The 22,453-nt window shown below is 58.4% G+C and carries 22 protein-coding genes; 10 read left to right on the top strand and 12 right to left on the bottom strand.

The genetic code is table 11. The features are described 5' to 3' along the window. The first annotated feature begins 19 nt into the window (after nucleotides 1-19). A complete protein-coding gene (locus BLQ41_RS17995; RefSeq protein WP_090182924.1) occupies nucleotides 20-1,051 on the top strand; it encodes an IS110 family RNA-guided transposase in 1,032 nt (343 codons plus the stop codon). Nucleotides 1,052-1,322: 271 nt separating this feature from the next. Here BLQ41_RS17995 and BLQ41_RS17990 read toward each other — a convergent pair whose 3' ends face one another. Next, a complete protein-coding gene (locus tag BLQ41_RS17990; RefSeq protein WP_090182923.1) occupies nucleotides 1,323-2,249 on the bottom strand; it encodes a LysR family transcriptional regulator in 927 nt (308 codons plus the stop codon). A gap of 153 nt (nucleotides 2,250-2,402) precedes the next feature. Between BLQ41_RS17990 and BLQ41_RS17985 the strand changes: the two genes are divergently transcribed. Then, entirely contained in the window at nucleotides 2,403-3,608 is a 1,206-nt protein-coding gene (locus BLQ41_RS17985; protein ID WP_090182922.1) for an MFS transporter, read from the top strand. Nucleotides 3,609-3,765: 157 nt separating this feature from the next. After that, nucleotides 3,766-5,151 (top strand): IS4 family transposase, encoded by a 1,386-nt coding sequence (locus BLQ41_RS17980; protein WP_090182755.1) that lies wholly within the window; start codon nucleotides 3,766-3,768, stop codon nucleotides 5,149-5,151. Nucleotides 5,152-5,256: 105 nt separating this feature from the next. Here the strand turns inward: BLQ41_RS17980 and BLQ41_RS17975 are convergent, their stop codons facing one another. From BLQ41_RS17975 to BLQ41_RS17950, 6 genes are all read right to left on the bottom strand, one after another. Further along, nucleotides 5,257-5,679: a hypothetical protein gene (locus BLQ41_RS17975; RefSeq protein ID WP_090182920.1), complete on the bottom strand. Its 423-nt coding sequence runs from the start codon at nucleotides 5,677-5,679 to the stop codon at nucleotides 5,257-5,259. A 196-nt stretch (nucleotides 5,680-5,875) separates the two neighbouring features. Continuing rightward, nucleotides 5,876-6,322, bottom strand: coding sequence for an NUDIX hydrolase (locus tag BLQ41_RS17970; RefSeq protein ID WP_090182918.1), 447 nt, complete (start codon nucleotides 6,320-6,322; stop codon nucleotides 5,876-5,878). Nucleotides 6,323-6,437: 115 nt separating this feature from the next. After that, entirely contained in the window at nucleotides 6,438-6,986 is a 549-nt protein-coding gene (locus BLQ41_RS17965; protein ID WP_007946335.1) for a cupin domain-containing protein, read from the bottom strand. A 395-nt stretch (nucleotides 6,987-7,381) separates the two neighbouring features. Then, nucleotides 7,382-8,668 (bottom strand): NAD(P)/FAD-dependent oxidoreductase, encoded by a 1,287-nt coding sequence (locus tag BLQ41_RS17960; RefSeq protein WP_090182916.1) that lies wholly within the window; start codon nucleotides 8,666-8,668, stop codon nucleotides 7,382-7,384. Nucleotides 8,669-8,725: 57 nt separating this feature from the next. Continuing rightward, nucleotides 8,726-10,216, bottom strand: a complete 1,491-nt coding sequence (locus tag BLQ41_RS17955) for an aldehyde dehydrogenase (RefSeq protein ID WP_090182914.1) — start codon at nucleotides 10,214-10,216, stop codon at nucleotides 8,726-8,728. Nucleotides 10,217-10,421: 205 nt separating this feature from the next. Beyond that, nucleotides 10,422-11,798 carry a glutamine synthetase family protein gene (locus tag BLQ41_RS17950; protein WP_090182912.1) on the bottom strand — a complete coding sequence of 459 codons (1,377 nt, stop codon included), beginning with the start codon at nucleotides 11,796-11,798 and terminating at the stop codon, nucleotides 10,422-10,424. 280 nt (nucleotides 11,799-12,078) lie between these two features. Here BLQ41_RS17950 and BLQ41_RS17945 point away from each other — a divergent pair, with 280 nt between their 5' ends. The 5 genes from BLQ41_RS17945 to BLQ41_RS17925 all read left to right on the top strand — a co-directional run bounded on the left by BLQ41_RS17945 (nucleotide 12,079) and on the right by BLQ41_RS17925 (nucleotide 17,287). Continuing rightward, nucleotides 12,079-12,840, top strand: coding sequence for a gamma-glutamyl-gamma-aminobutyrate hydrolase family protein (locus BLQ41_RS17945; RefSeq protein ID WP_090182911.1), 762 nt, complete (start codon nucleotides 12,079-12,081; stop codon nucleotides 12,838-12,840). Between the two features lie 369 nt (nucleotides 12,841-13,209). After that, nucleotides 13,210-14,352 (top strand): polyamine ABC transporter ATP-binding protein, encoded by a 1,143-nt coding sequence (gene potA, locus BLQ41_RS17940; protein ID WP_090182909.1) that lies wholly within the window; start codon nucleotides 13,210-13,212, stop codon nucleotides 14,350-14,352. 29 nt (nucleotides 14,353-14,381) lie between these two features. Then, on the top strand, nucleotides 14,382-15,263 hold the full coding sequence (locus tag BLQ41_RS17935) for an ABC transporter permease subunit (protein WP_167360543.1): 882 nt from the start codon (nucleotides 14,382-14,384) through the stop codon (nucleotides 15,261-15,263). After that, the gene (locus tag BLQ41_RS17930) at nucleotides 15,260-16,144 is read left to right on the top strand and encodes an ABC transporter permease subunit (RefSeq protein ID WP_090182906.1); all 885 of its coding nucleotides are present in this window, start codon (nucleotides 15,260-15,262) and stop codon (nucleotides 16,142-16,144) included. Before BLQ41_RS17935 ends, BLQ41_RS17930 begins: the two co-directional genes overlap by 4 nt. A gap of 45 nt (nucleotides 16,145-16,189) precedes the next feature. Further along, nucleotides 16,190-17,287, top strand: coding sequence for a polyamine ABC transporter substrate-binding protein (locus tag BLQ41_RS17925; protein WP_090182904.1), 1,098 nt, complete (start codon nucleotides 16,190-16,192; stop codon nucleotides 17,285-17,287). Between the two features lie 299 nt (nucleotides 17,288-17,586). Here the strand turns inward: BLQ41_RS17925 and thpR are convergent, their stop codons facing one another. Then, nucleotides 17,587-18,126, bottom strand: a complete 540-nt coding sequence (thpR, locus tag BLQ41_RS17920; RefSeq protein WP_090182903.1) for an RNA 2',3'-cyclic phosphodiesterase — start codon at nucleotides 18,124-18,126, stop codon at nucleotides 17,587-17,589. A gap of 59 nt (nucleotides 18,127-18,185) precedes the next feature. Here thpR and BLQ41_RS17915 point away from each other — a divergent pair, with 59 nt between their 5' ends. Then, nucleotides 18,186-18,380 carry a hypothetical protein gene (locus BLQ41_RS17915; RefSeq protein WP_090182901.1) on the top strand — a complete coding sequence of 65 codons (195 nt, stop codon included), beginning with the start codon at nucleotides 18,186-18,188 and terminating at the stop codon, nucleotides 18,378-18,380. Nucleotides 18,381-18,394: 14 nt separating this feature from the next. Here the strand turns inward: BLQ41_RS17915 and BLQ41_RS17910 are convergent, their stop codons facing one another. Both BLQ41_RS17910 and BLQ41_RS17905 read right to left on the bottom strand, forming a co-directional pair. Further along, nucleotides 18,395-18,748, bottom strand: coding sequence for a DUF1428 domain-containing protein (locus BLQ41_RS17910; RefSeq protein ID WP_090182900.1), 354 nt, complete (start codon nucleotides 18,746-18,748; stop codon nucleotides 18,395-18,397). 2 nt (nucleotides 18,749-18,750) lie between these two features. Further along, on the bottom strand, nucleotides 18,751-19,836 hold the full coding sequence (locus tag BLQ41_RS17905) for a hypothetical protein (protein ID WP_090182898.1): 1,086 nt from the start codon (nucleotides 19,834-19,836) through the stop codon (nucleotides 18,751-18,753). A 398-nt stretch (nucleotides 19,837-20,234) separates the two neighbouring features. Here BLQ41_RS17905 and BLQ41_RS17900 point away from each other — a divergent pair, with 398 nt between their 5' ends. Next, nucleotides 20,235-20,504, top strand: coding sequence for a hypothetical protein (locus BLQ41_RS17900; protein ID WP_090182896.1), 270 nt, complete (start codon nucleotides 20,235-20,237; stop codon nucleotides 20,502-20,504). On the opposite strand, the gene BLQ41_RS17895 is transcribed toward BLQ41_RS17900, so the two are convergent. Both BLQ41_RS17895 and BLQ41_RS17890 read right to left on the bottom strand, forming a co-directional pair. Continuing rightward, a complete protein-coding gene (locus BLQ41_RS17895) occupies nucleotides 20,501-21,139 on the bottom strand; it encodes a Vgb family protein (protein WP_090182894.1) in 639 nt (212 codons plus the stop codon). The genes BLQ41_RS17900 and BLQ41_RS17895 overlap by 4 nt on opposite strands. A 36-nt stretch (nucleotides 21,140-21,175) precedes the next feature. Then, nucleotides 21,176-22,396 carry a helix-turn-helix domain-containing protein gene (locus BLQ41_RS17890; RefSeq protein ID WP_090182892.1) on the bottom strand — a complete coding sequence of 407 codons (1,221 nt, stop codon included), beginning with the start codon at nucleotides 22,394-22,396 and terminating at the stop codon, nucleotides 21,176-21,178. Nucleotides 22,397-22,453 lie beyond the last annotated feature (57 nt).

Below are 22,453 nucleotides of genomic sequence, written 5' to 3'. Positions count from 1 at the left end.
AGCGAGAAGGAGTCCACACATGAAGCTTATGCGAATTGGGGTCGACCTGGCCAAGAACGTGTTTCAGATCCACGGTGTGGATTGCCATGAGAAGCCGGTCTGGCGGCAGCGGCTACCACGTGATCGTTGGCTGCAAACGGTGCTGGAAAAAGTCGAACCTGGTTGTGAGATCGGAATGGAGAGTTGCGGTGGGGCCCATTATTGGGCGCGGCAACTCGAAGCTCGCGGATTCCGAGTCAAGCTAGTCGCTCCCCAGTTCGTTAAACCTTATGTCAAAAGCAACAAGAACGACGCGAACGATGCCGAGGCGATCTGTGAAGCGATGAGCCGTCCCAGCATGCGCTTCGTCGCCATCAAGACGATCGAACAACAGGATATCCAGGCAACGCATCGCATCCGGGCCGGCTTAATCGAACAGCGCACGGCCAAAGCCAATCAGATCCGTGGGCTGGTCGCCGAGTACGGCCTCGTTGCACCGAAGGAATTACTGATGCTGCGTCGGGCGATACCGTGCTGGCTGGAAGATGCGGATAACGGTTTGACGGCTCGCTTTCGTTGTCTGCTGGATGGTTTGTGGGGCGACCTTTGCACACTGGATAAGCGCGTGGGTGAACTCAATAACGAGCTATCCGCAATCGCGGCAAGCGCGCCACCTGCCGTCCGCTTGCAGCAATTACGCGGTGTTGGCCCCATGATCGCCACAGCGCTCATCGTCGCTCTCGGTGATGCCCGTCAGTTTGCCAATGGCCGACAGTTTGCCGCCTCGCTGGGACTGACACCGAGGCAACACAGTTCTGGTGGTAAGGATCGACTGCTCGGTATCAGCAAGCGCGGTGATGCGTATCTGCGAACATTGATGGTGCATGGTGCACGCTCGGCGCTACGCACAGCCAAATCCAAAGAGGATCGACTCAGCCAGTGGGCCGTTCGTTTAGCCGAGCGATCGCATCCCAATGTGGCCGCTATTGCGCTGGCCAACAAAACTGCACGCATGGCTTGGGCGATGCTGCGTTACGGCACTGATTACCAACCGGATCAGGCAGCGGCCTGATTTATTTACCCGACGTGCTCTACGAGAGAAACAACTCTTAACCACGATTGCGAAGCAACCCTAACGATGGCAAACCGGTCGAACCGGCGTCGGCAAAACCCTCAAATGTCCAGGTGCGCAAAGCACGTAGAAGCGATTGGGAGCTGGCGCGCGAATAGCCCATCATGGCCCTGCATCGAAACGATGCTGTATCCAGAGGCCGAATATACGTGTGCAGTCGGCACGGGTGCCAAAGCGAGGGGGCTTGCAATGAGGAGGAGTCCATATACGGTCATTGGGTTTTGCTAGCAGACGGCACCAAACCAGCGGCAAGTGCCTCTAATAATGCACTGACCTTGGGAAGCGCCTGACGGCTCTTTAGCCAAATCAGATTGATCGCCTGGCCATCGGTTGCCAACTGGGGAAGCACTTCAACCAATGTCCCCTCTTCAAGCTGACGTTTGATCAACCATGACGGTAACTGCGCGATCCCGCATCCCGCCGATACCGCGATTACCAGACCTTCGCCATCTCCCACAACGAACTTTGCGCCTATAGCCCTGCGTTCAATTTCGCCCGGATGCTTTCCTGAAAAACTCCAAGGGCTAACCGTTCCATCCGCCCAGCCGTAAGCGATGCACTGATGATGTTCCAGATCGCGATCGGTCACGGGCGTGCCGTGCTTACTCAAATATGCGGGAGACGCACAGAAGATATGCCACTCACTGCCCAGGTAGCGGTGCTCCAATGTGGCGGGCCAAACGTCCGAACCACCGATGCGTACGACGATATCGACACCTTCCTCGATAGGGTCGATGAAACGGTCGGAAAACGAAATGTGCGGCAGCAGCTGCGCATGTTCCTGGGCAAATCGCAGAATGACCGGAAGTGCCTGCAGGCGGCCGAATGCACCTGGAAGGTCAATGCGAATCCTGCCACGAGGCTCAGTATTTTCGGCAAGTAGGGACAGCTCAGCCTCTTCGAGCTCAGCCAGCACGCCTGTACATGTGCGATAGAACGCAATCCCCGCATCCGTCAGTGACAAGCTTCGAGTTGTTCGGTGGAACAACCGAGTCCCAAGCCTGCTCTCCAATCGAGCTATCCCTTTACTGATTGCCGAAGCCGTCAGACTCATCCGCTCGGCAGCACCTTTGAAGCTCCCGGCGTCGGCGACGCAGACAAATACATCAATGCCCTTTAAACGTTCGGAGGAAAACATGGACGCCCCGCATTCATGAATTGAGTTCTGTCGATCTGATAAAAAACATCATAAATCAGAACATAATTCCCCAGTAAGCTTGATTCGCGCATCAATCAACACTTTGCGACTGACAAACACTATCAAAACAACCTGCTGAACGATGAGGCAAGGATGCTGACCACGCTAAAAAACTATCCGACAACAATAAATTTGCTGCTATCGGCGTCCCTGATATTGACCCTGGCGCGAGCAATCACCCTGCCCTATCTGGTCATTTACCTTTCCGGCAGTTTCAGCTTAAGCGTCGCCGATATCGGCCTGGTTATAGGCAGCACACTGATCATTGGGTCGTTATTGAGTCTTTACGGTGGTTTTCTGGTCGACAAGATGTCCAGTTACCGGCTGATCCTGGCCTTCAGTGGCGTGTTCACGCTGGGGTTTCTCGGGACGTTTCTGGCTCGCGAACTTTGGCTGTTCTACAGCTGCCTGGTACTGATCAACCTGGCTTATGCGGTCATTGATATCGCGGTTAAATCAGGATTTGGCAGCCTGCTTCCCGTCACTGATCGCAGCGAAGTTTTCTCGATCAAATATACGCTGACCAACATCGGGTATGCCGTCGGCCCGTTTCTTGGCGCTGGCATGGCCAAACTGGATATCAGCTTGCCATTCCTGTTATCAGCCGGGCTTGGAGCAGGATTCTTCTTCATCTATTTCGTTTGGGCCAATAGAGACCTGAACGCCACCGATTCAGCTCAGAAACCAGTACCGTTTCTGTCCGTGGGAAAACTGTTACTCCAGGATTATCGGTTGGTGTGTTTCACCCTTGGTGGGCTGCTCAGTGCGGTGGTTTTTGGCCAGTTCACCGCTTATCTCTCCCAGTATCTGGTGGTCACTACTACACCAGAATCCACCTACCAGATCATCAGTACAGTTGTGGCGACCAATGCGCTGATGGTGATCAGTTTGCAATACTCCATAGGCAGGAAGATCTCTCACAGGCATCTGAATCTGTGGCTGGTCGCGGGACTGAGTATGTTCATGATGGGGTTGGCGGGTTTTGCCCTGTCGACCTCTATCCTGCTCTGGGTCATTTCCATAGCCATTTTTACGGTCGGCGAGATCATCGTATTCCCCGCCGAGTACATGTTCATCGACAAAATCGCTCCGGACAACCTGCGCGGCATGTATTACGGAGCACAAAACCTGTCCAACCTCGGCGCGGCGCTGGGGCCGGTGCTTTGCGGAATCGTATTGGCGACTCAGCCTCCCCACTACATCTTCTACATGCTTGCGCTCTTCATTGTTGCAGGTGGAATGTTTTACTTCCTAGGAGCTTCCAATTTGAGCGCTACAACGGATATGAATCCTGATTGAAGGGCTGCAATGAGAAAGACCAAAAAAGGGGACAGATTTGAATGGCACTTCCTTAGTAGCTAACCACTTGAGCTGAAAGCAAAAAATGAAGAAGGGCTGGTCTTGGTCTACGGTGATAGTTGCGAACACACCCCGACGAACCAAGGACACAGCCCCAATGAATCGTAGACGTCAAATTCTCCAGCATCAACAGCAACGTTTTCATCGACACGCTTCGGACTGCGATGCCTATGCGTTTTTCAATCTGCTCACTGCGCCCGAACTGTTACAGCGCGTCGAGTCTGCACTGCCGGAGTATCGGGAGCGCCTGTTTCCGCCGACTGAAACGCTGTCCATGTTTCTGGCTCAAGCGATGAGTGCCGACCGTTCCTGCCAGAACGCCGTCAACGACTTGTCCATCAAGCGGTTTTGTGGCGGCATGAAGCCCAACAGCACTCGCACGGGCGCCTACTGCAAAGCCAGAAAACGCCTGCCTGTGGAAATGGTTTCCACGCTGGTCAGGCACACAGGTGCTTCGATAAGTGACAACGCACCCTCGTCGTGGCGCTGGATGGGACGGCCTGTGCGGCTGGTGGATGGCACGACGGTCAGCATGCCCGACACAGCGGCCAATCAGGGTGCCTATCCGCAGTCACGCAGTCAGAATGTGGGGGTTGGTTTTCCGCTGTGTCGAGTGGTCGGCATCGTTTGCCTCTCCAGTGGCGCCGTTTTAGATGCCGCCCTTGGACGTTTCCGAGGCAAGGGCGGCGATGAACAGACGCTGCTCAGATCAATGCTCGACACGTTGAAAACAGGCGACATTTTGTTGGGCGATGCTTACTACGCAACCTACTTCCTTCTGTGCGAGTTGCAACGAAGAGGTATCGATGGCGTGTTCGAACAATATGGCGCTCGACGGCGCAGTACGGACTTTCGCTTGGGGCAGAGTCTCGGTTCGGAAGATCATTTGATCGAGTTGAAAAAGCCCGAAAGAAGGCCACCCTGGATGAGTCAGGCGCATTACGAACAGGCGCCTGAAAGACTGACAGTGCGGGAGCTGAAGGCTGGCGGAAAGACATTGGTGACCACGTTGCATTGCCCGAGGCAGACACCCAAAACAGCCCTCAAATCTTTGTACAAGGGGCGATGGCATGTCGAGCTGGATTTGCGAAATCTCAAAGCTACGCTGGGACTTGGAAAGTTGAGCTGCAAAACCCCAGGCATGGCAGTAAAGGAGTTATGGGTCTATCTGTTAGCTCACAATATGATCCGAATGCTGATGGCACAATCGGCTCTGTTAGCTGACTGTTTACCTCGCGAACTGAGCTTCAAACACAGCCTTCAGCTATGGCTGGCGCTGCGACAATATGGCAGCCCTGAAGAAGAGAATGGCCTTTCAAATTTATTGACGCTGATCGCTCAAAGGCGCGTTGGAAACCGGCCTGGTCGTATCGAGCCGCGAGCCATAAAACGAAGACCTCAAGCCTACCCCTTGCTGACCAAACCACGTCGGTCAGCAAGGGCAGATGTCAGGAAAAATGGGCACGCAAAACATGTTAAGTAAGTGCCATTCGTGACAGATCTATTTATTTAAACAGCTCTACCACCTTTTCCAGCCACCTTTTCTCTGTAGAAAAACCCGCACCGAGTTGCCGTTTTTTTGTTTTGTTCAGGCCTGTCTAGCTCGCGAGAGAATTGAATTCTCTATCATCGCAGCGACATCTTTCGCACCAAAACACCTGAACTTAACGCTGCCAGCGCCGGTATCAAGACGAATGATCTTCGTCATGAACCCACCTTCAATCGTGACCTTTCGGATCAATGCCAGTGGGAGTTCAATATCCAGCGTACCGTCCTGAACGACGCGGTTCATGGCATTGGCACTCAGATGAACCATTGTTTGGGTCAGCACCATCTTTCCACCAACCCAAAGTCCTCCGTATGCCTCCTTGAAAGCCTCTAGCACATCGCCCAACGCGTCAACATCGCCAGCTTCAGCCACGTAATATAAATCGTCCACGTTGGCGTAATTCACCTCAGCATCGGCGACCAGAAAATTTACCAATTTCGACTTCAAGACCTGTCCAGTCATCTTTACCTCTCCATAATTTGGGTAGCAGCCCTGGAATCCAGATGCCTGTTTTGTCCGGGGCGTACTGCACGAGTGCCCTATCGTCGCTACAAGCGCCGCCCTATTGGCAGCCAGCATTCATATTAGAAAAAAGGGAGGCAGATCTATTTATTTAAAATAGATCTGCCTCCCTTTTTTCATCTCTAATGACCGAATCTCAGCCCAGCAGTGCAACCTTCTTTAGTAGCTCGTACAACCCGGCAGGAACCAGCGGCGTATCGCCAGTAATACTGTCGAGCTGTAGCCATCGAGCAATAAAGGCAGCTCCATCGCTTTCTTGAGCGCTCAAGTGGGGCCGTCCATAGACGCTGGCATCCACGAATTTCGCATCGTAGACCTGCACAATTTCATGCCCTGGCTTGCCGGCGTACGTAAAGAGGCTTTCAAGCGTACCGAGCAAGCGAACATCGGTGACGGACAAACCGAGTTCTTCATCGACTTCACGTATTACGGCTTGGGCACTGGTTTCGCCAAATTCGATTCCGCCACCGATTGGGCGGAAGAATGGCTTTCCGGTAATGGGGTCGTGCGCTTCGTTAACCAGTATCTTGCCATCGTGATGGAAGATGCAGAGTGCGAGGGGGCGGATGCGGGGTGGGGTCATGAGGTGAAGTCCATTTACTTTAGATAAACGCTGAAACAGCTGCTTCCATTCAGCTTGGGTCTTGGATGCGGACGCAGCCTTCGGCAGCTGCTACAGGGTTGCGTCCGTATGGAGGTTAGAAGTTGGCTGGCGTGTTTGCGCTGATGATTTCAGCTTCATCCTGGCCAATATTGCGAAACTTGTGCGGCAGCGTCGTCGGAAAGTAATACCCATCCCCAGCATTCAGCACACTAATCTGCCCATCAACCGTCAACTCAACCGTCCCCCGCGTAACCAGCCCACACTCCTCCCCTTCCGAATGCACTATCGGCTCTTCCCCCGAACTCGCCCCAGGCGCGTACTGCTCGCGCAACAGCCGCATCTGCCGACTCGGCACCGAAGCGCCAATCAGCAGCAACCGCAGGCCATGACGCCCAAGATCCGGCTGTTCATTGGCGCGGAATACGTATTGGTGCTCGCGGGGCGGTTGGTCGAAGGTGAAGAAGTCCGCCAAAGACATGGGAATGCCTTCGAGCAGTTTTTTCAGGGAGCTGACGGAGGGACTGACGCGATTCTGTTCGATCAGGGAGATGGTGGCATTGGTGACGCCGCTACGCCGGGCCAGCTCGCGCTGGGACAGTTTGTAGCTTTCGCGTACTAATTTGAGTCTTGAGCCCGTGTCCATGACAGCCTTATGCGAAGAATACTTAAGGGTTATGGGGGTGGATGGCGGGCGACTTTTGGCCGCGAAAGTACCGCTTCCCTGTCCCGGAAATGTGAAAGGCGGGTATTAAATCACGTTTGGTGGTGTTGCTCAGCAGGTTCGATGAATGGGTGGGTGAAAAGGTTGTTTGGGCCTGAAATCAGGGTGTTTGGGTGGGGTTGATGGTGGCTGGTCGGGCCTCATCGCGGGCAAGCCCGCTCCCACAGGGTTCTGGTGGCGACCGCAAGATCTGTGATCGACTGGATCCCACTTGTGGGAGCGGGCTTGCCCGCGATGGCGGTGTGTCAGGCGACATTGATGGCGACTGATCGGGCCTTATCGCGGGCAAGCCCGCTCCCACAGGTTTCTGCGTTGGGTTAGATACCGAAGCGATCGCGCAGCGCGTAGTACGCGGCGCCCATGGCGGTGAGCGGGGCCTGGAAGGTGCGGCCGCCGAGCATTGGCATGTGCGGCAACGATGCGAAAGCATCGAAGCGTTCAGCGTCGCCGCGGATCATTTCCGAGATCAGTTTGCCGGCCAGGTGCGAGCAGGTGACGCCGTGGCCGCTGTAGCCTTGCATGTAGTAGGCGTTTTTCTCGATGCGGCCGAATTGCGGCATGCGCGACATGGTCAGCAGGAAGTTGCCGGTCCAGCGGTAGTCGATCTTCACGTCCTTCAGTTGCGGGAAGGTCTTGAGGATTTTCGGGCGGATCAGTTGTTCGATGTCGTCCGGTTCCCGCGCGCCGTAGACCACGCCGCCGCCGTACAGCAGGCGGTTGTCGGCGGTGAGGCGATAGTAGTCGAGCAGGTAGTTGCAGTCTTCGACGCAGTAGTTGTTTTTGATCAGGCTGCGCGCAACCTTTTCGGACAACGGTTCGGTGACGACGATTTGCGAACCGCACGGCATGCTTTTGCTGGTTACGCGATTGTCGAGGCCCTGCGGCAGGTAGGCATTACCGGCGATCAGCAGGTATTTGGCGCGGACCACGCCTTTGGCGGTGCGCACGGTGATCGGTTCGCCGTAGGTGATTTCCACCGCCGCCGATTGTTCGTAGATCTTGCCGCCCAGGCCGATGATGGCCGAGGCTTCGCCGAGGGCCAGGTTCAGCGGGTGGATGTGGCCGCCCTGCATGTCGAGCAGGCCGCCGACGTAGGCGTCGGAACTGACTTCACGCTTGATGTCGGCGGTGTCGAGCATTTTCAGGTTCTTGTTGCCGTAGCGCTCCCAGCTCTTCTTCTGCTCGGCCAGGCCTTTGAGTTGCTTCTTGTTCATCGCGGCGAAGATGCCGCCCGGCTTGTAGTCGCACTGGATGTCGTAGTGCTGTATGCGCTGACGGATGATGTCGGCGCCTTCGAAGATCATGCTGCCGAGGACTTCGGCGGTCTTGTCGCCGTAGCGCTCTTCGATCACATCGACGTCACGGCTGTAGGAGTTGACCAGTTGGCCGCCGTTGCGACCACTGGCGCCGAAGCCGACTTTGGCGGCTTCGAGGACGGTCACGCTGTAGCCCGCTTCCGCCAGGAACAGGGCCGAGGACAAGCCGGTGTAGCCGGCGCCGATCACGCAGACGTCGCATTCCACCAGCTCTTCAAGCACCGGGAATTCGCCGGTGAAGTTACGGGTGGCGGCGTAGTAGCTGTTTACATGTGTGGTGTGTTTCATACGTTTCTCCGATGGCCACCGGCAGCGTGCCGGCGACCGTCGCTTTTTTTATAGGTATTAGAGCTTGATCCAGGTCGCTTTGAGTTCGGTGTATTTGTCGAACGCATGCAGCGATTTGTCCCGACCGTTACCCGACTGCTTGTAGCCACCGAACGGCGCGGTCATGTCGCCGCCGTCGTACTGGTTGACCCAGACGCTGCCGGCGCGCAAGCCGCGAGCGAAGGTGTGGGCCTTGCTCAGGTTGCTGGTCCAGACGCCGGCGGCCAGGCCGAAGATGCTGTCGTTGGCAATCGCCAGCGCTTCTTCAGCGGTGTCGAAGGTGATCAGCGACAGCACCGGGCCGAAGATTTCTTCCCGGGCGATGGTCATGGCGTTGGTCACGCCGTCGAAAATCGCAGGTTCCACGTACAGGCCACCGGTGCTTTCGAGGGTGCGGCTGCCGCCCGCGATCAGTTGCGCGCCCTGGTCTTTACCGACCTGGATGTAGCGCAAGACGTTGTCCAGTTGACGTTGATCGACGACGGCGCCGACGGTGGTTTCCGGGTCCAGCGCATGCCCCGGTTTCCACGCTTGCAAGGCTTCCACCAGCAGCGGAATGAACTGCTCGCGAATCGAACGCTCGACCAGCAAGCGCGAACCGGCGGTGCAGACTTCGCCCTGGTTGAAGGCGATGGCGCCGGCCGCCGCTTGTGCTGCCGCGCGCAAATCCGGCGCGTCGGCGAACACCACGTTTGGACTCTTCCCCCCTGCTTCGAGCCAAACGCGTTTCATGTTGCTTTGCCCGGCGTAGATCAGCAGTTGCTTGGCAATCGCGGTGGAACCGGTGAAGGCCAGCACGTCGACGTCCATGTGCAACGCCAGCGCCTTGCCGACGGTGTGACCGTAACCTGGCAGGACGTTGAACACGCCTTTGGGGATGCCGGCATCCAGCGCCAGTTGGGCGATGCGGATCGCAGTCAGTGGCGACTTTTCCGACGGCTTGAGGATGAATGAGTTGCCCGCAGCCAAGGCCGGGGCGAACTTCCAGCTGGCCATGATCAACGGGAAGTTCCACGGCACGATGGCGGCGACGACGCCCGCAGGTTCGCGGGTGATGAGGCCGAGTTGGTCGTGCGGGGTGGCGGCGACTTCGTCGTAGATCTTGTCGATGGCTTCGGCGCTCCAGCGGATCGCGTTGGCGGTCGCCGGGATGTCGATGTTCATCGAGTCGTTGATCGGTTTGCCCATGTCGAGGGTTTCGAGCAGGGCGAGTTCTTCCTGGTTGGCCAGGATCAGGTCGGCGAAACGAATCAGGATGCGCTTGCGCTCGGCCGGGGCGAGATTGGCCCAGATGCCGGACTCGAAGGTGCGGCGTGCAACGGCGACAGCGGCATTGGCGTCGGCTTCGTCGGTGCTGGCAACGTTGGCCAGGAAGCGACCGTCGACCGGGCTCATGCATTCAAAGCTGTCGCCGCTGAGTGCCGGGCAATATTGACCGTCGATGAATGCGCGGCCTTCGATGTTGAGGGACTGGAAGCGTTGCTCCCAATCGCTGCGAGTGTTTGTCATGGTTGTGACTCGACGCAGGGGAATAGGTATTTGTTGGACATCAGTACACCGCAGTTCCCTGTGGGAGCGGGCTTGCCCGCGATAGCGGTGGGTCAGGCGACATCAATAGAGACTGTGATGACGCCATCGCGGGCAAGCCCGCTCCCACAGGGTTTAGCGGTGCACACAGGTTTTGTGTACACGCCCTCACCCGGGTTTTGGCCCATCAAACGGTGTGCAGGTACCAGTTGTACTCAAGGTCGGAGATGGAGTTCTCGAACTCAGCCAGCTCGCTTTCCTTGCACGCCACGAACACGTCGATGTACAGCGGGTCGATGTAGCGCGCCATGACTTCGCTGTCGTCCAGCTCGCGCAACGCATCGCGCAGGTTGTTCGGCAGGCTCTGTTCGTTCTGCTCGTAGCTGTTGCCTTCGACCGGGGCGCCCGGTTCGATCTGGTTGGTCAGGCCGTGGTGAATACCGGCAAGGACCGAGGCCATCAGCAGATACGGGTTGGCGTCGGCGCCGGCTACACGATGCTCAATGCGCACCGAATCGGCCGAACCGGTCGGCACACGCACCGCTACGGTACGGTTATCAATGCCCCAGCTTGGCGAGTTCGGCACGTAGAACTGTGCGCCGAAACGACGGTACGAGTTGACGTTCGGGCACAGGAACGCCATCTGCGCCGGCAGGGTCTCGAGCACACCGCCGATCGCGTGTCGCAGCGCGGCGTTCTGCTCGGGATCCTCGCTGGCAAAGATGTTGTTGCCTTCTTTGTCGAGAATCGAAATGTGCACGTGCAAACCGTTGCCCGCCTGACCAGGGTAAGGCTTGGCCATAAACGTGGTGTCCATCTCGTGGTCGTAGGCGATGTTCTTCACCAGACGCTTGAGCAACACCGCGTAATCGCAGGCCTTGATCGGGTCGTTGACGTGATGCAGGTTCACTTCGAATTGCGCCGGGGCGCTTTCCTTGACGATGGCGTCGGCAGGAATGCCCTGCTCTTTCGCGCCTTCGAGGATGTCTTGCAGGCAATCGACGTATTCGTCGAGGTCGTCGATCAGATACACCTGAGTCGACACCGGACGCTTGCCCGATACCGGCGAACGTGGCGATTGCGGACGACCGTTCACGTTGTCCTGGTCGATCAGATAGAACTCGAGTTCGAAGGCTGCGCAGATGGTCAGGCCCAGGTCATCGAACTTGCGCACGATATTGGCCAACACTTCTCGCGGGTCGGCAAAGAACGGCTGGCCTTCGAGTTCGTGCATGGTCATCAGCAACTGAGCGGTTGGGCGCTTCTGCCACGGCTCAATGCTCAGGGTACCGGGGATGGGGAAGCAGATTCGGTCAGAGTCGCCGATGTCCAGACCCAGGCCGGTGCTTTCCACCGTAGAACCGTTGATGTCCAGAGCAAACAGTGACGCCGGGAGGTTGATGCCTTTTTCGTAAACCTTATGAAGACTGGTGCGCTCGATGCGCTTGCCGCGCACCACACCGTTCATATCCGCAATCAGAAGGTCGACGTACAAAACCTCAGGATATTTCTTAAGGAATGCGTTTGCTTCGTTGAGTTGAACGGCACGCAGAGGGACCGACATGATGCACCTATTAGCTGTTAATTATTATGTTCACTACCTTGTTGCGAGCCCAGTCAACCCGAACGGCAAAGTGAAGTCAATAGCGAACACTTGGCCTTTCAACCTTTATTTTCGGGCCTTTTATGGGCACGAGAGTGCCACATTGGTCTTGCACACCGCGTAAAGCCTGAGGATCGGACGTACGGCGTTTAGAATTTTTTACATGAGAGTTGTTAATTAAAATCAACAAGGCTAAGCTCCGGAAAAGCTCGTTCAAGTGTGAAACTTCGAGGTGATAAAAATGGCATTCAAGCCATTGATCGGCGTTACAGCGTGCGTCAAACAGATTGGCCTGCACCCCTACCACATCAGCGGCGACAAGTACTTGCGTGCTGTCAGCGTCGCGGCTCTGGGGCTGCCCGTCATCATTCCTTCCCTGGGCGAACAGACTGAAATCGAGGATGTGCTGGCGCACCTTGACGGCCTGTTGCTGACCGGCTCGCCTTCGAATGTGGAACCTTTCCACTATCAAGGCCCGGCCAGCGCTCCCGGCACGGATCACGATCCGGCGCGGGACGCCACGACCCTTCCTTTATTACGTGCGGCCATTGCGGCTGGCGTGCCGGTGCTGGGCATCTGCCGCGGCTTCCAGGAAATGAACGTGGCGTTCGGCGGCAGCCTGCACCAGAAGGTGCATGAACTGCCCGGGATGCTCGATCACCGGGAAGCGGGCAGTCCGGAGCTGGCGGTGCAATACGCCCCGGCCCATGCGGTGACGGTGCAGCCGGGCGGCGTGTTCGAGGCGCTGGAGTTGCCTGCCGAGTTCATGGTCAATTCGATTCACAGCCAGGGCATCGACCGACTCGCCCCCGGCCTGCGTGCCGAAGCGATTGCGCCGGACGGTTTGATCGAAGCGATTTCGGTGGAACACAGCCCCACCTTTGCCGTCGGCGTGCAATGGCACCCGGAATGGCAGGTGCTTTCCAATCCTCCTTATTTGAGTATTTTCCAGGCGTTCGGCGATGCGTGCCGGCGACGGGCCGCGTTGCGTAAATCACGCTGACGCCAACCACGATTAATCAATTTACTGCCCCCGTGAGTCAGGCGGGCGCGCCTTTGCGCGCCCGACACTCGCGACAACAACACACTGCGATAACAACAAGTACTACCAGGCAGCCAGGACGGCGGCGCCGAATTAGCCCAAGGCGGGCGATGCCAGTGAAGCAAGCGTGAATCCCCCTGTGGGAGCGGGCTTGCCCGCGAAAGCGGTGTGTCAGCCAACGATGATATCGACTGACACAACGCCATCGCGGGCAAGCCCGCTCCCACGGAAGATCAGCGCTCTGACTGGCACCGCATGCCCCAAGGCTTGCAATCAACTATTAAGTCAGGCCGCGTTGGCCCGACGACTGAAACCTGTTGGGAGTTTCACATGGCAAACGCCTCCAGCACTTACAGGAAGGCTCTTGAAGGTCAGCAGACATCGAAAAAGGTGTTGCTGAAAGTCGACCGCGTCACCAAGAAGTTCGACGAAACCTGCGCAGTAGACGATGTCTCGCTTGAGATTCATCAAGGCGAGATCTTCGCCCTGCTCGGCGGTTCCGGTTCCGGCAAATCGACCCTGCTGCGCATGCTCGCAGGCTTCGAGCGCCCAACCGATGGACGGATTTTCCTCGATGGCGTGGACATCACTGACATGCCGCCGTACGAGCGGCCGATCAACATGATGTTCCAGTCGTACGCCTTGTTCCCGCACATGACGGTTGCGCAGAACATTGCCTTCGGCCTCAAGCAGGACCGTTTGCCAGCCAGCGAAATCGACGCTCGCGTCGAAGAGATGCTGCGCCTGGTGCACATGACCCAATACGCCAAACGCAAACCCCATCAGTTGTCCGGCGGTCAGCGTCAGCGTGTCGCCCTCGCCCGCTCCCTGGCCAAGCGTCCGAAACTGTTGCTGCTCGACGAACCGATGGGCGCACTGGATAAAAAACTGCGCTCGCAGATGCAACTGGAACTGGTCGAGATCATCGAACGCGTCGGCGTGACCTGCGTGATGGTGACCCACGATCAGGAAGAGGCCATGACCATGGCCCAACGCATCGCGATCATGCACTTGGGCTGGATCGCCCAGATCGGCAGCCCGGTCGACATTTATGAAGCACCGGTCAGCCGCATGGTCTGCGAATTCATCGGCAACGTGAACGCCTTCGACGGCACCGTGGTGGAAGACCTGGAAGGTCACGCGATCATTCACAGTCCGGACCTGGAACAGAAGATCTACGTCGGTCACGGCGTCAGCACCTCGGTGCAGGACAAGTCGATCACCTACGCCATCCGCCCGGAAAAAATGCTGGTCAGCACGATCAAGCCGGAGACTCGCTACAACTGGTCCCAGGGCAAAGTGCATGACATCGCCTACCTCGGCGGTCACTCGGTGTTTTACGTGGAATTGCCTGGCGGCAAGATCGTGCAGTCGTTCATGGCCAACGCCGAACGCCGTGGCGCCCGTCCGACCTGGGACGACAAGGTCTACGTGTGGTGGGAAGACGACAGCGGCGTGGTACTGCGCTCATGAAAACACTCAATCAGCAGTTCATGCGGCTGATGCCGAGTGGTCGAAAGCTCGTCATCGGGGTTCCATTCCTGTGGCTGTGCCTGTTTTTCCTGTTGCCGTTCTTCCTGGTGATGAAGATCAGCTTCTCGGAAGCGGCCCTGGCCATTCCTCCCTACTCTGAGATCTACACCTACGCCGAGCAGAAATTCCAGCTGCTATTGAACATCGGCAACTACGCGTTGCTGACCGACGATGAGCTGTACATCTCGGCCTACCTCGGTTCGTTGAAGGTGGCGTTTTTCAGCACGCTGATGTGCCTGGTGATCGGTTTCCCGATGGCCTACGCGATCACCAAAGCGAGCAAGGAAGCGCAAAACGTCTTGCTGTTGTTGATCATGATGCCGACTTGGACCGCGATCCTGATCCGCGTTTATGCGTGGATGGGCATTCTCAGCAACAACGGTTTGCTCAACGCGTTTTTGATGTGGACCGGGCTGACCGACCACCCGATCGAGATCCTCAACACCAACACCGCGGTGTACATCGGTGTGGTTTACGCCTACCTGCCGTTCATGGTGTTGCCGCTGTACGCCAACCTGGTCAAGCACGACCAGAGCTTGCTGGAAGCGGGTTCGGACCTGGGTTCGAGCAACTTCAACAACTTCTGGAAAATCACCGTGCCGCTGGCCAAGAACGGGATCATCGCCGGCTGCATGCTGGTGTTCATTCCGGTGGTCGGTGAGTTCGTGATTCCGGAACTGCTGGGCGGCCCGGAAACCCTGATGATCGGCCGTGTGCTGTGGCAAGAGTTCTTCAACAACCGCGACTGGCCGGTGGCGTCTGCGCTGGCGGTGGTGATGCTGTTGATCCTGATTGTGCCGATTCTGCTGTTCAACCGCAGTCAGGCCAAAGAGATGGAGGCACGGGGATGAAACGCTTCGGATTTTCAAAGTTCATGCTGATTTTCGGCTTGTCGTTTATCTACCTGCCGATGTTGATTCTGGTGATCTACTCCTTCAACGCCTCCAAACTGGTGACGGTCTGGGGCGGCTGGTCGATCAAGTGGTATGTCGGCCTGGCTGACAACACCCAACTGATGGGCTCGGTGGTGCGCTCGCTGGAAATCGCCTGCTACACCGCGATTGCCGCGGTCGCGCTGGGCACGTTGGCGGCATTCGTGCTGACCCGCGTGACGCGATTCAAGGGCCGCACGCTGTTCGGTGGCCTGGTGACCGCGCCGTTGGTGATGCCCGAAGTGATCACCGGCCTGTCGCTGTTGCTGCTGTTCGTGGCCATGGCGCAGTTGATCGGCTGGCCGCAGGAACGCGGCATCGTCACCATCTGGATTGCCCACACCACGTTCTGCGCCGCCTATGTCGCGGTGGTGGTCTCCGCCCGCCTTCGTGAGCTGGACCTGTCCATCGAAGAAGCGGCCATGGACCTGGGGGCGAAGCCGTTCAAGGTATTTTTCCTGATCACCATTCCGATGATCGCGCCGTCTCTGGCGGCTGGCGGCATGATGTCGTTTGCCTTGTCGCTGGATGACCTGGTGCTGGCGAGCTTCGTTTCCGGCCCGGGTTCGACGACCCTGCCGATGGAAGTGTTCTCGGCGGTGCGTCTGGGCGTGAAGCCTGAGATCAACGCCGTGGCCAGCCTGATTCTGCTCGCCGTCTCGATCGTAACGTTCATGGTCTGGTTCTTCAGCCGTCGCGCCGAAGCCACCCGTAAACGCGCGATCCAGGAAGCGATGGACCAGACCGCCAGCGAATCGTGGAAGCAACCTGAGAAGCAATTGGTAGAAGCGACGGCCTAGGCCGTCGCGTTTCAAACGCTTTGCGTAAAGAATGGAGTTGTACCGATGAAAATGTTTGGCAGGACTCTGCTGACACTGTCCTTATTGGGCGCAATGGCTACGGGCGCCCAGGCCAATGACAAGGTACTGCGCGTCTACAACTGGTCGGATTACATCGCCCCGGACACCGTCAAGAAATTCGAAGACGAGACCGGCATCCGCGTGACCTACGATGTGTTCGACAGTAACGAAACCCTTGAGGCACGCCTGCTCGCGGGCAAATCCGGCTACGACATCGTGGTGCCGTCCAACAGTTTCCTGGCCAAGCAGATCAAGGCTGGCGTCTATCAGACGCTGGACAAGTCGAAGCTGCCGAACTGGAAAAACCTCAACCCAGTGCTGTTGAAGAACGCCTCCGCCAGCGACCCGGATAACGGTCACGCCTTCCCGTACATGTGGGGCTCGATCGGCATCGGGTTCAATCCGCAAAAGGTCAAGGAAGTGCTCGGCACGAACGCGCCGACCAACTCCTGGGACTTGCTGTTCAAACCGGAAAACTCGCAAAAGCTCAAAGCCTGCGGGATCAGCTTCCTGGACTCGCCGACCGAGATGCTGCCGGCCGCCCTGCACTACCTGGGCTATCCGGTGAACTCTCAGGACAAAGGCCAGATCGCCGAAGCTGAAGCGCTGTTCATGAAGATTCGGCCGTCGGTGGCGTACTTCCATTCGTCGAAATACATCTCAGACCTGGCCAACGGCAACATCTGCGTCGCGGTCGGTTACTCCGGCGACGTGCTGCAGGCCAAGGCCCGCGCTCAGGAAGCGGGCGACAAGGTGAAGATCGACTACAGCATCCCCAAGGAAGGGGCCGGCAGTTTTTACGACATGGTCGCCATCCCTCGGGATGCGGCGAACGTCGAGAACGCCTACCTGTTCATGAATTTCCTGATGCGCCCGGACATCATTGCCGAGATCACCAACAACATCGGCTACAGCAATGCCAACGCGGCGGCGACGCCCTTGGTGGATGAAGCGATTCGCGATGATCCAGGGTCGTATCCGTCGCAGGAAGTGATGGCGACGTTGTATGCGATCCCGGACATGCCGATTGGTATTCAGCGAGTGATGACCCGAGGCTGGACGCGGGTGAAGCTCGGCAAATGATTCACCACTGATCCACTGATCCACTGATCGCTGATCGCTGATCAACTGATCGTTCCCACGCTCCGCGTGGGAATGCAGCCCGGGACGCTCCGCGTCCCTTCCAAAGCCGAACGCGGAGCGTCCGTGCAGGCATTCCCACGCGGAGCGTGGGAACGATCAAACGGTCAGTGGTCAGTGGTCAGTGACAACGTTTTCCGTTCACGCAGCGCCTTACCACCGCTGCACTCCTGTCAAGAACGGCCTCACCTGGCTTCCTCTCGGTTCAGGTGAATTTGGGCGCCCTCCTCGGGCGCCTTTTTTTATGGGAGCGCGAGCGGCCATTGCGCCAGTGCCCGATACCGGCCCTTATGGGATTCGAACAGCGTGAAATGATCGGCCCGCAGAAAAAACTCGGGCGGTGTCGCGGATTCAGGCACCGGCACCCGATAGTCACGCATCAACGTCAGGTGCGGCCGAAACTCCTTCGGCGAATCCTCGAAGCCAAACGGCAACATCGCCTGTTCCAGGCCGTAAACCAGTCGCAGCAATTCTGGCGATGCCTGCTCCGGCGCCAGCACCAACACCCCGGCCTTGCGCCAGACATCCAGCCGATCCAGCGCCACCCTCAAGGGCACACCGGGGACGCGAACCTTGGAAGCCGCCGTGCAGATCTCGGCGATGTGCGCCACCTCGACAGCGCCCAAAAACATCAACGTCAGGTGGAAGTTTTCCGCAGGCACCGGGCGACCGTTGCGAAGCTGCAGCGCGCTACGCCACTGAGCAATGGACTTACGCTGGGCCGGCGCACAATCCAGGGCAAAAAACAGCCGTTTCAGCGGTTCATGGGATTCGTCGCTCATACCTGGCACCTCCTGACAGGCAAGTTATAGTTCAAGCAACCGAATCAGTGGAGGGGGCCATGCGACAGATCATCAGCAAAGAGCCATGGTGGGCCGTGCCACCGAAACCCGGCCAGGATGAAGCCGAGCTGGAATGGGGCTGGCTGGTGCATTACAGCGAAGGCGAGCCGCGTTTCGAGTTTGTCAGGGAACGACCGACGGACACTGAAATCCGCAATCGCAAGAGCTGCAGGATCACCCCGACTCCGGAATGATCCTGCCGCGGGCGTCAGGCTTTGACGATTATTTCGAAACCACCAAAGATCAACCGCTGACCATCGAACGGCATCGGATTGGTGTCGGGCTGCATGCGCGGATCGTTCATGAGTTTGTCCATGCCGGCATTGCGGGTGGCCTTGTCCGGCCAGACGATCCAGGAAAACACCACGGTTTCATCCTCCTTGAGTTTCACCGCCATGGGGAACGAGGTCAGCTTGCCATCAGGCACGTCATCGCCCCAGCACTCGGTGACGCTGAGCGCACCGCTTTCCTTGAAAATCGCGGCGGCGGTTTCGGCGTGTTTCTTGAATTTTTCGCGATTGGCGGTCGGTACGGCCGCGACAAAACCATCGACGTAAGACATGGTCATTCTCCTGCGGGGGGTTGAGGGTCGATCTGCTGGTTAGTCGATTCCGGCGCGCGCCATTCGACAGCACCAGGGCCCGAGCTGACCGACGGTACATCGGCACTGCCTGCCAAACTGCCCTCAATTTGCCCCGCCATGTACAACGTGCCGGCCATCACGCCGGTCGTCGGGTTCTGCACCAGTTTCAACCAGGCTTTATCGAATGTATTGCCCAGGCTGCTGCGAATCAGCGCCTCGCTGTCTGGCCGGTCGCTGGCCTGAAGCATCGCGCGGATCCCCGCCACTCCCACGGTAATCAAACCTCCCGCGAGTTTGCCGGCCGCCGCCGCTACCGCACTGGCGGCGCCGCGCGGAGCCATTTCGGCTTCCATTCGCTGGCTGGCGCGCTTGGCCACGGGTGCCATCGCCGTGTCGGTCGACCCCACGCCTTTGTCGCCGCCCGCCTTGTGGATTTTGTCGATGAGCGCCGCGTAGGCCGGCAATGTATTCAGCGGTTGCGTATGCACCACTTGGTACAGCGAAGCATCCCGGGCCGGCGGCGGTCCCAGGGCGATGGCGGGGATTTTCTGGATTCGGGCGTTAAGTTGCTCCATCGGCACGCCGTGGCGCTGGGAAATCTTCTGCAGCTCTTCCTGAAGAATGTCGACGTAGAACGCCGTGGCCTGGCCGAGAATCGCGTCGGGATCGATCTCCACAGCGACTGGCGCCAACACGCGTTCCTGATATTGCTCCAGCAGATAGGCCGCCAGGCGCGTGGCCGAGGCATCCTGCTCACCCTTGGCGCTGAGGGTGTACCAGCTGACCTTCATCGACAGCCATTCCTGGGTCCAGTAACTGCTGAACCAGGGGATGAAGTTTTCTTCGGTCAGTTCGTAAACCCGGGTTCGCCAGTATTCCATGGCCCCGCGCGAGTAGATTTTGGTTTGTTCGGTGGCGGACTGGGAGGCAGCGACAATTTCGCGATCCACCTGGCGCCAGGTGCTCTCGGACACCACCACAACCGGCGCGACCACCGGGGCATGCGAAGACGTGGCGCAACCCGCCAACACCACCATCACGGCGACGATCAGCGAACGCAGGTTCAAGATCGCGGTTTCCTACAGTGATCCCCGAACGGTATGTCCGGCGCACGAAAAGCCTATTTATTTTGAGTATAGGTGCGGGGGTTTGTTCGCTTTGGATTGATTGCTTTCTCAAGGACCTCTTCGCGGGCAAGCCCACTCCCACAGTTCACCGCGTTCCAATGTGGGAGCGGGCTTGCCCGCGATGGAGCCCTGGAAGACACCATCATCTTTATCGATATTCACCATCGCGATGATTGCCTTCCGCTAAAAAACCGCTTGGCGCAGGATCAACCCATCCAAAGGCGAAACCCCACATCGGAGGGGAAAACCATGTTGATCCATCTGCTGACCTGCCTGGCCCTGACGGCCGTTACGCTGACTGCTTTTTCATACATTGTCCTGGCCGAGGAGCGCACCTCATGATCCACTCCGTCAATCTCGCCGTGAGTTTTCCGGTATTCGGCAACAACTACTATTCGCAAACATCCGTCTCTCGCAAAACGCTGTCACTGGTGTTCGACGAGGGCTTCGAGGCCCTGCTGATACCGGCAGCCGCCAACCACTTCAACAACGAAGTGGTCGGGCTGAACGATCAGTTCCGGTTTCTGAGCGACGTGCTGGCTGATCACCTGCTGGAGATCGAAATGGCCCGGAACGCACCTCGGTCTTCGCGTCAGTTCACCTTCTAAGAGGCGACGGGCCGGCGCACGGCCCTCACCTTGCCGCTCTTGCCACCGCCACAGAAAAACCGGTCTGCGCCATCGGACTCCAGTCCCGACACGCCGACGCCTGGCGGCATCACCACGCTTTCCAGGACCTCGCCGGTTTTCGGATCGATACGCCGCAATTCACTTTCTTCCTCTTCCCATGTGCCGTGCCACAGCGCGCCTTCGACCCAGGTCACGCCGGTGACAAAGCGGTTGGATTCGAGCGTGCGCAGCACTTTGCCGGTGTCGGGGTCGATTTGATGAATCTTGCGATCGCGATATTCGCCGACCCAAAGCGTCCCTTCCGCCCACGTCAGGCCCGAGTCGCCTCCGCCACCTGGCGCGGGAATCGTTGCGAGGACGCGGCCGGTCTGCGGGTCGATCTTGTGGATGCGATCCTCGGCGATCTGATACAGGTGCTGGCCGTCGAACGCGGTGCCGGCATGGGCAGCGACATCGATAGAGCGCAGTGTCTGCCCGCTTGCCGGGTCGAATACGTTGAGTTTTTCTCCAGAGGCAAACCAGACGTTGTGGCCGTCATAAGACACGCCATGCACGTGGTCGACGCCCGGAAACGGGCCGTATTCGCGGATGATTTCAGCTGCTGAGTGTTTCATGTCTGCGTCCTCGTCACAGGGGTGGTGAGGTGGATCCTAATCACCCGGCGCCCAAGGGGTGAGTAACAAAGTCGTCGCGAAACCGGGCATCGGCGGCGTCAACCAGCGCCGGGTTCGCCCGCGACCAAACGATTGCACCTTGCCAGACGCCGCCAGGGCATCGAGAGCCCGCTGCACGGTGCGTTGACCGGTGTTCAGCGCCAGGGCCAGCGCCGAGCTGGACCACGACTCGCCGTCGGCGAGAAAGGCCAGCAGCGCTGCTTGCGGTTCTTCGACCGGTCTGGCCAGCACCACGACGTCGTCGGCAACCTGAGGTTGCAGCGCGAACCCGCGCTTGGTCGCGGTGACACCCGCCAGCGGTTTGAGCGCCGCGCGCAGCCGGCCAATTTCCACACGCAACCGTGCGCGATGCGACTCGTCCGCAAGCTTCAAGCGAAAGGCCTGAGTGATGAGTGTTTCCCTCGCCACCTCGCCGGGCCAAGCCTCAGCCAACGCCCGTGCGAGGGTGAACAACACCGGGCGCGTGGCGAGGGACACCGACATCCCGGCGCCCCGCACAACGTAACGGCACGCATCGACCACCAGTGACGTTGACCCGAGCAGTGCTTCAACTTCGTCGAGTAACAAGGGTCGTTCCTGGCCTTGAGCAATCAGTCGCGCCACCGGGCTGTTCAACAGATGGGCAGCATTTTCGACCTCGGCGGTCAGTGCAGGAATGCCAGCCTGGAGCGCGGCGCGTTCGGCCCGTTCAAGCGCAGATCGGGCCTTCGTCGTCTCGAGCCGGCGCATCGCGATGCCTGCCACCACCAGCTCATGGGCGGCTCGCAATGCGGGCGGTAATGGCGCTGGGTCAAGCTCGGCGAGCAACGCTTCGACTTCCTCCAGTTGCCCGATCAACAACAAGCGGCGAACCTGCAAATACCGCGCGTGGGCGGCGTTGACCCAGTCGCCATGGGCTTGCAGTGTCACTCGCGCCGCTTCGAGCGCTTTCACCGGCCAGCCCAAGTCCCGTGAAGCCAGGGCGATTTCGGCCTCGGCCACCACACACCGCGCGCGGGCCATCGGCTCTTTCGGACCGAAAGCGCGGGCGGCGCGTCGGACCAGCTCCTTTGCCCGAACAAACTCGCCAAGCTGCGCCATGGCGATCCCACGCAGCGCCAGCGCCGGCGCGTCGTCGCGCAGGGCGACCCGATTTAATGCGCCAAGCGGATCACCCGCCGCGAGTGCGTGCGCTGCTGCGGTGATCAGCGAGTCCATTTGAATTGCGCCACGGCTGCCACTCCCACGGTTCGATGCCCGTTGATGAGTCTATCT

It is taken from the genome of Pseudomonas arsenicoxydans (assembly GCF_900103875.1).
Taxonomy (GTDB): Bacteria; Pseudomonadota; Gammaproteobacteria; order Pseudomonadales; family Pseudomonadaceae; genus Aquipseudomonas; species Aquipseudomonas arsenicoxydans.
This window is presented reverse-complemented; position numbering and strand designations above follow the sequence as displayed.

Bases quoted from the DNA above. Each gene is read 5' to 3' on its own strand.
- BLQ41_RS17995 (WP_090182924.1), top strand. From the start codon at position 20: ATGAAGCTTATGCGAATTGGGGTCGACCTGGCCAAGAACGTGTTTCAG.
- BLQ41_RS17990 (WP_090182923.1), bottom strand. From the start codon at position 2,249: ATGTTTTCCTCCGAACGTTTAAAGGGCATTGATGTATTTGTCTGCGTC.
- BLQ41_RS17985 (WP_090182922.1), top strand. From the start codon at position 2,403: ATGCTGACCACGCTAAAAAACTATCCGACAACAATAAATTTGCTGCTA.
- BLQ41_RS17980 (WP_090182755.1), top strand. From the start codon at position 3,766: ATGAATCGTAGACGTCAAATTCTCCAGCATCAACAGCAACGTTTTCAT.
- BLQ41_RS17975 (WP_090182920.1), bottom strand. From the start codon at position 5,679: ATGACTGGACAGGTCTTGAAGTCGAAATTGGTAAATTTTCTGGTCGCC.
- BLQ41_RS17970 (WP_090182918.1), bottom strand. From the start codon at position 6,322: ATGACCCCACCCCGCATCCGCCCCCTCGCACTCTGCATCTTCCATCAC.
- BLQ41_RS17965 (WP_007946335.1), bottom strand. From the start codon at position 6,986: ATGGACACGGGCTCAAGACTCAAATTAGTACGCGAAAGCTACAAACTG.
- BLQ41_RS17960 (WP_090182916.1), bottom strand. From the start codon at position 8,668: ATGAAACACACCACACATGTAAACAGCTACTACGCCGCCACCCGTAAC.
- BLQ41_RS17955 (WP_090182914.1), bottom strand. From the start codon at position 10,216: ATGACAAACACTCGCAGCGATTGGGAGCAACGCTTCCAGTCCCTCAAC.
- BLQ41_RS17950 (WP_090182912.1), bottom strand. From the start codon at position 11,798: ATGTCGGTCCCTCTGCGTGCCGTTCAACTCAACGAAGCAAACGCATTC.
- BLQ41_RS17945 (WP_090182911.1), top strand. From the start codon at position 12,079: ATGGCATTCAAGCCATTGATCGGCGTTACAGCGTGCGTCAAACAGATT.
- potA (WP_090182909.1), top strand. From the start codon at position 13,210: ATGGCAAACGCCTCCAGCACTTACAGGAAGGCTCTTGAAGGTCAGCAG.
- BLQ41_RS17935 (WP_167360543.1), top strand. From the start codon at position 14,382: ATGCCGAGTGGTCGAAAGCTCGTCATCGGGGTTCCATTCCTGTGGCTG.
- BLQ41_RS17930 (WP_090182906.1), top strand. From the start codon at position 15,260: ATGAAACGCTTCGGATTTTCAAAGTTCATGCTGATTTTCGGCTTGTCG.
- BLQ41_RS17925 (WP_090182904.1), top strand. From the start codon at position 16,190: ATGAAAATGTTTGGCAGGACTCTGCTGACACTGTCCTTATTGGGCGCA.
- thpR (WP_090182903.1), bottom strand. From the start codon at position 18,126: ATGAGCGACGAATCCCATGAACCGCTGAAACGGCTGTTTTTTGCCCTG.
- BLQ41_RS17915 (WP_090182901.1), top strand. From the start codon at position 18,186: ATGCGACAGATCATCAGCAAAGAGCCATGGTGGGCCGTGCCACCGAAA.
- BLQ41_RS17910 (WP_090182900.1), bottom strand. From the start codon at position 18,748: ATGTCTTACGTCGATGGTTTTGTCGCGGCCGTACCGACCGCCAATCGC.
- BLQ41_RS17900 (WP_090182896.1), top strand. From the start codon at position 20,235: ATGATCCACTCCGTCAATCTCGCCGTGAGTTTTCCGGTATTCGGCAAC.
- BLQ41_RS17895 (WP_090182894.1), bottom strand. From the start codon at position 21,139: ATGAAACACTCAGCAGCTGAAATCATCCGCGAATACGGCCCGTTTCCG.
- BLQ41_RS17890 (WP_090182892.1), bottom strand. From the start codon at position 22,396: ATGGACTCGCTGATCACCGCAGCAGCGCACGCACTCGCGGCGGGTGAT.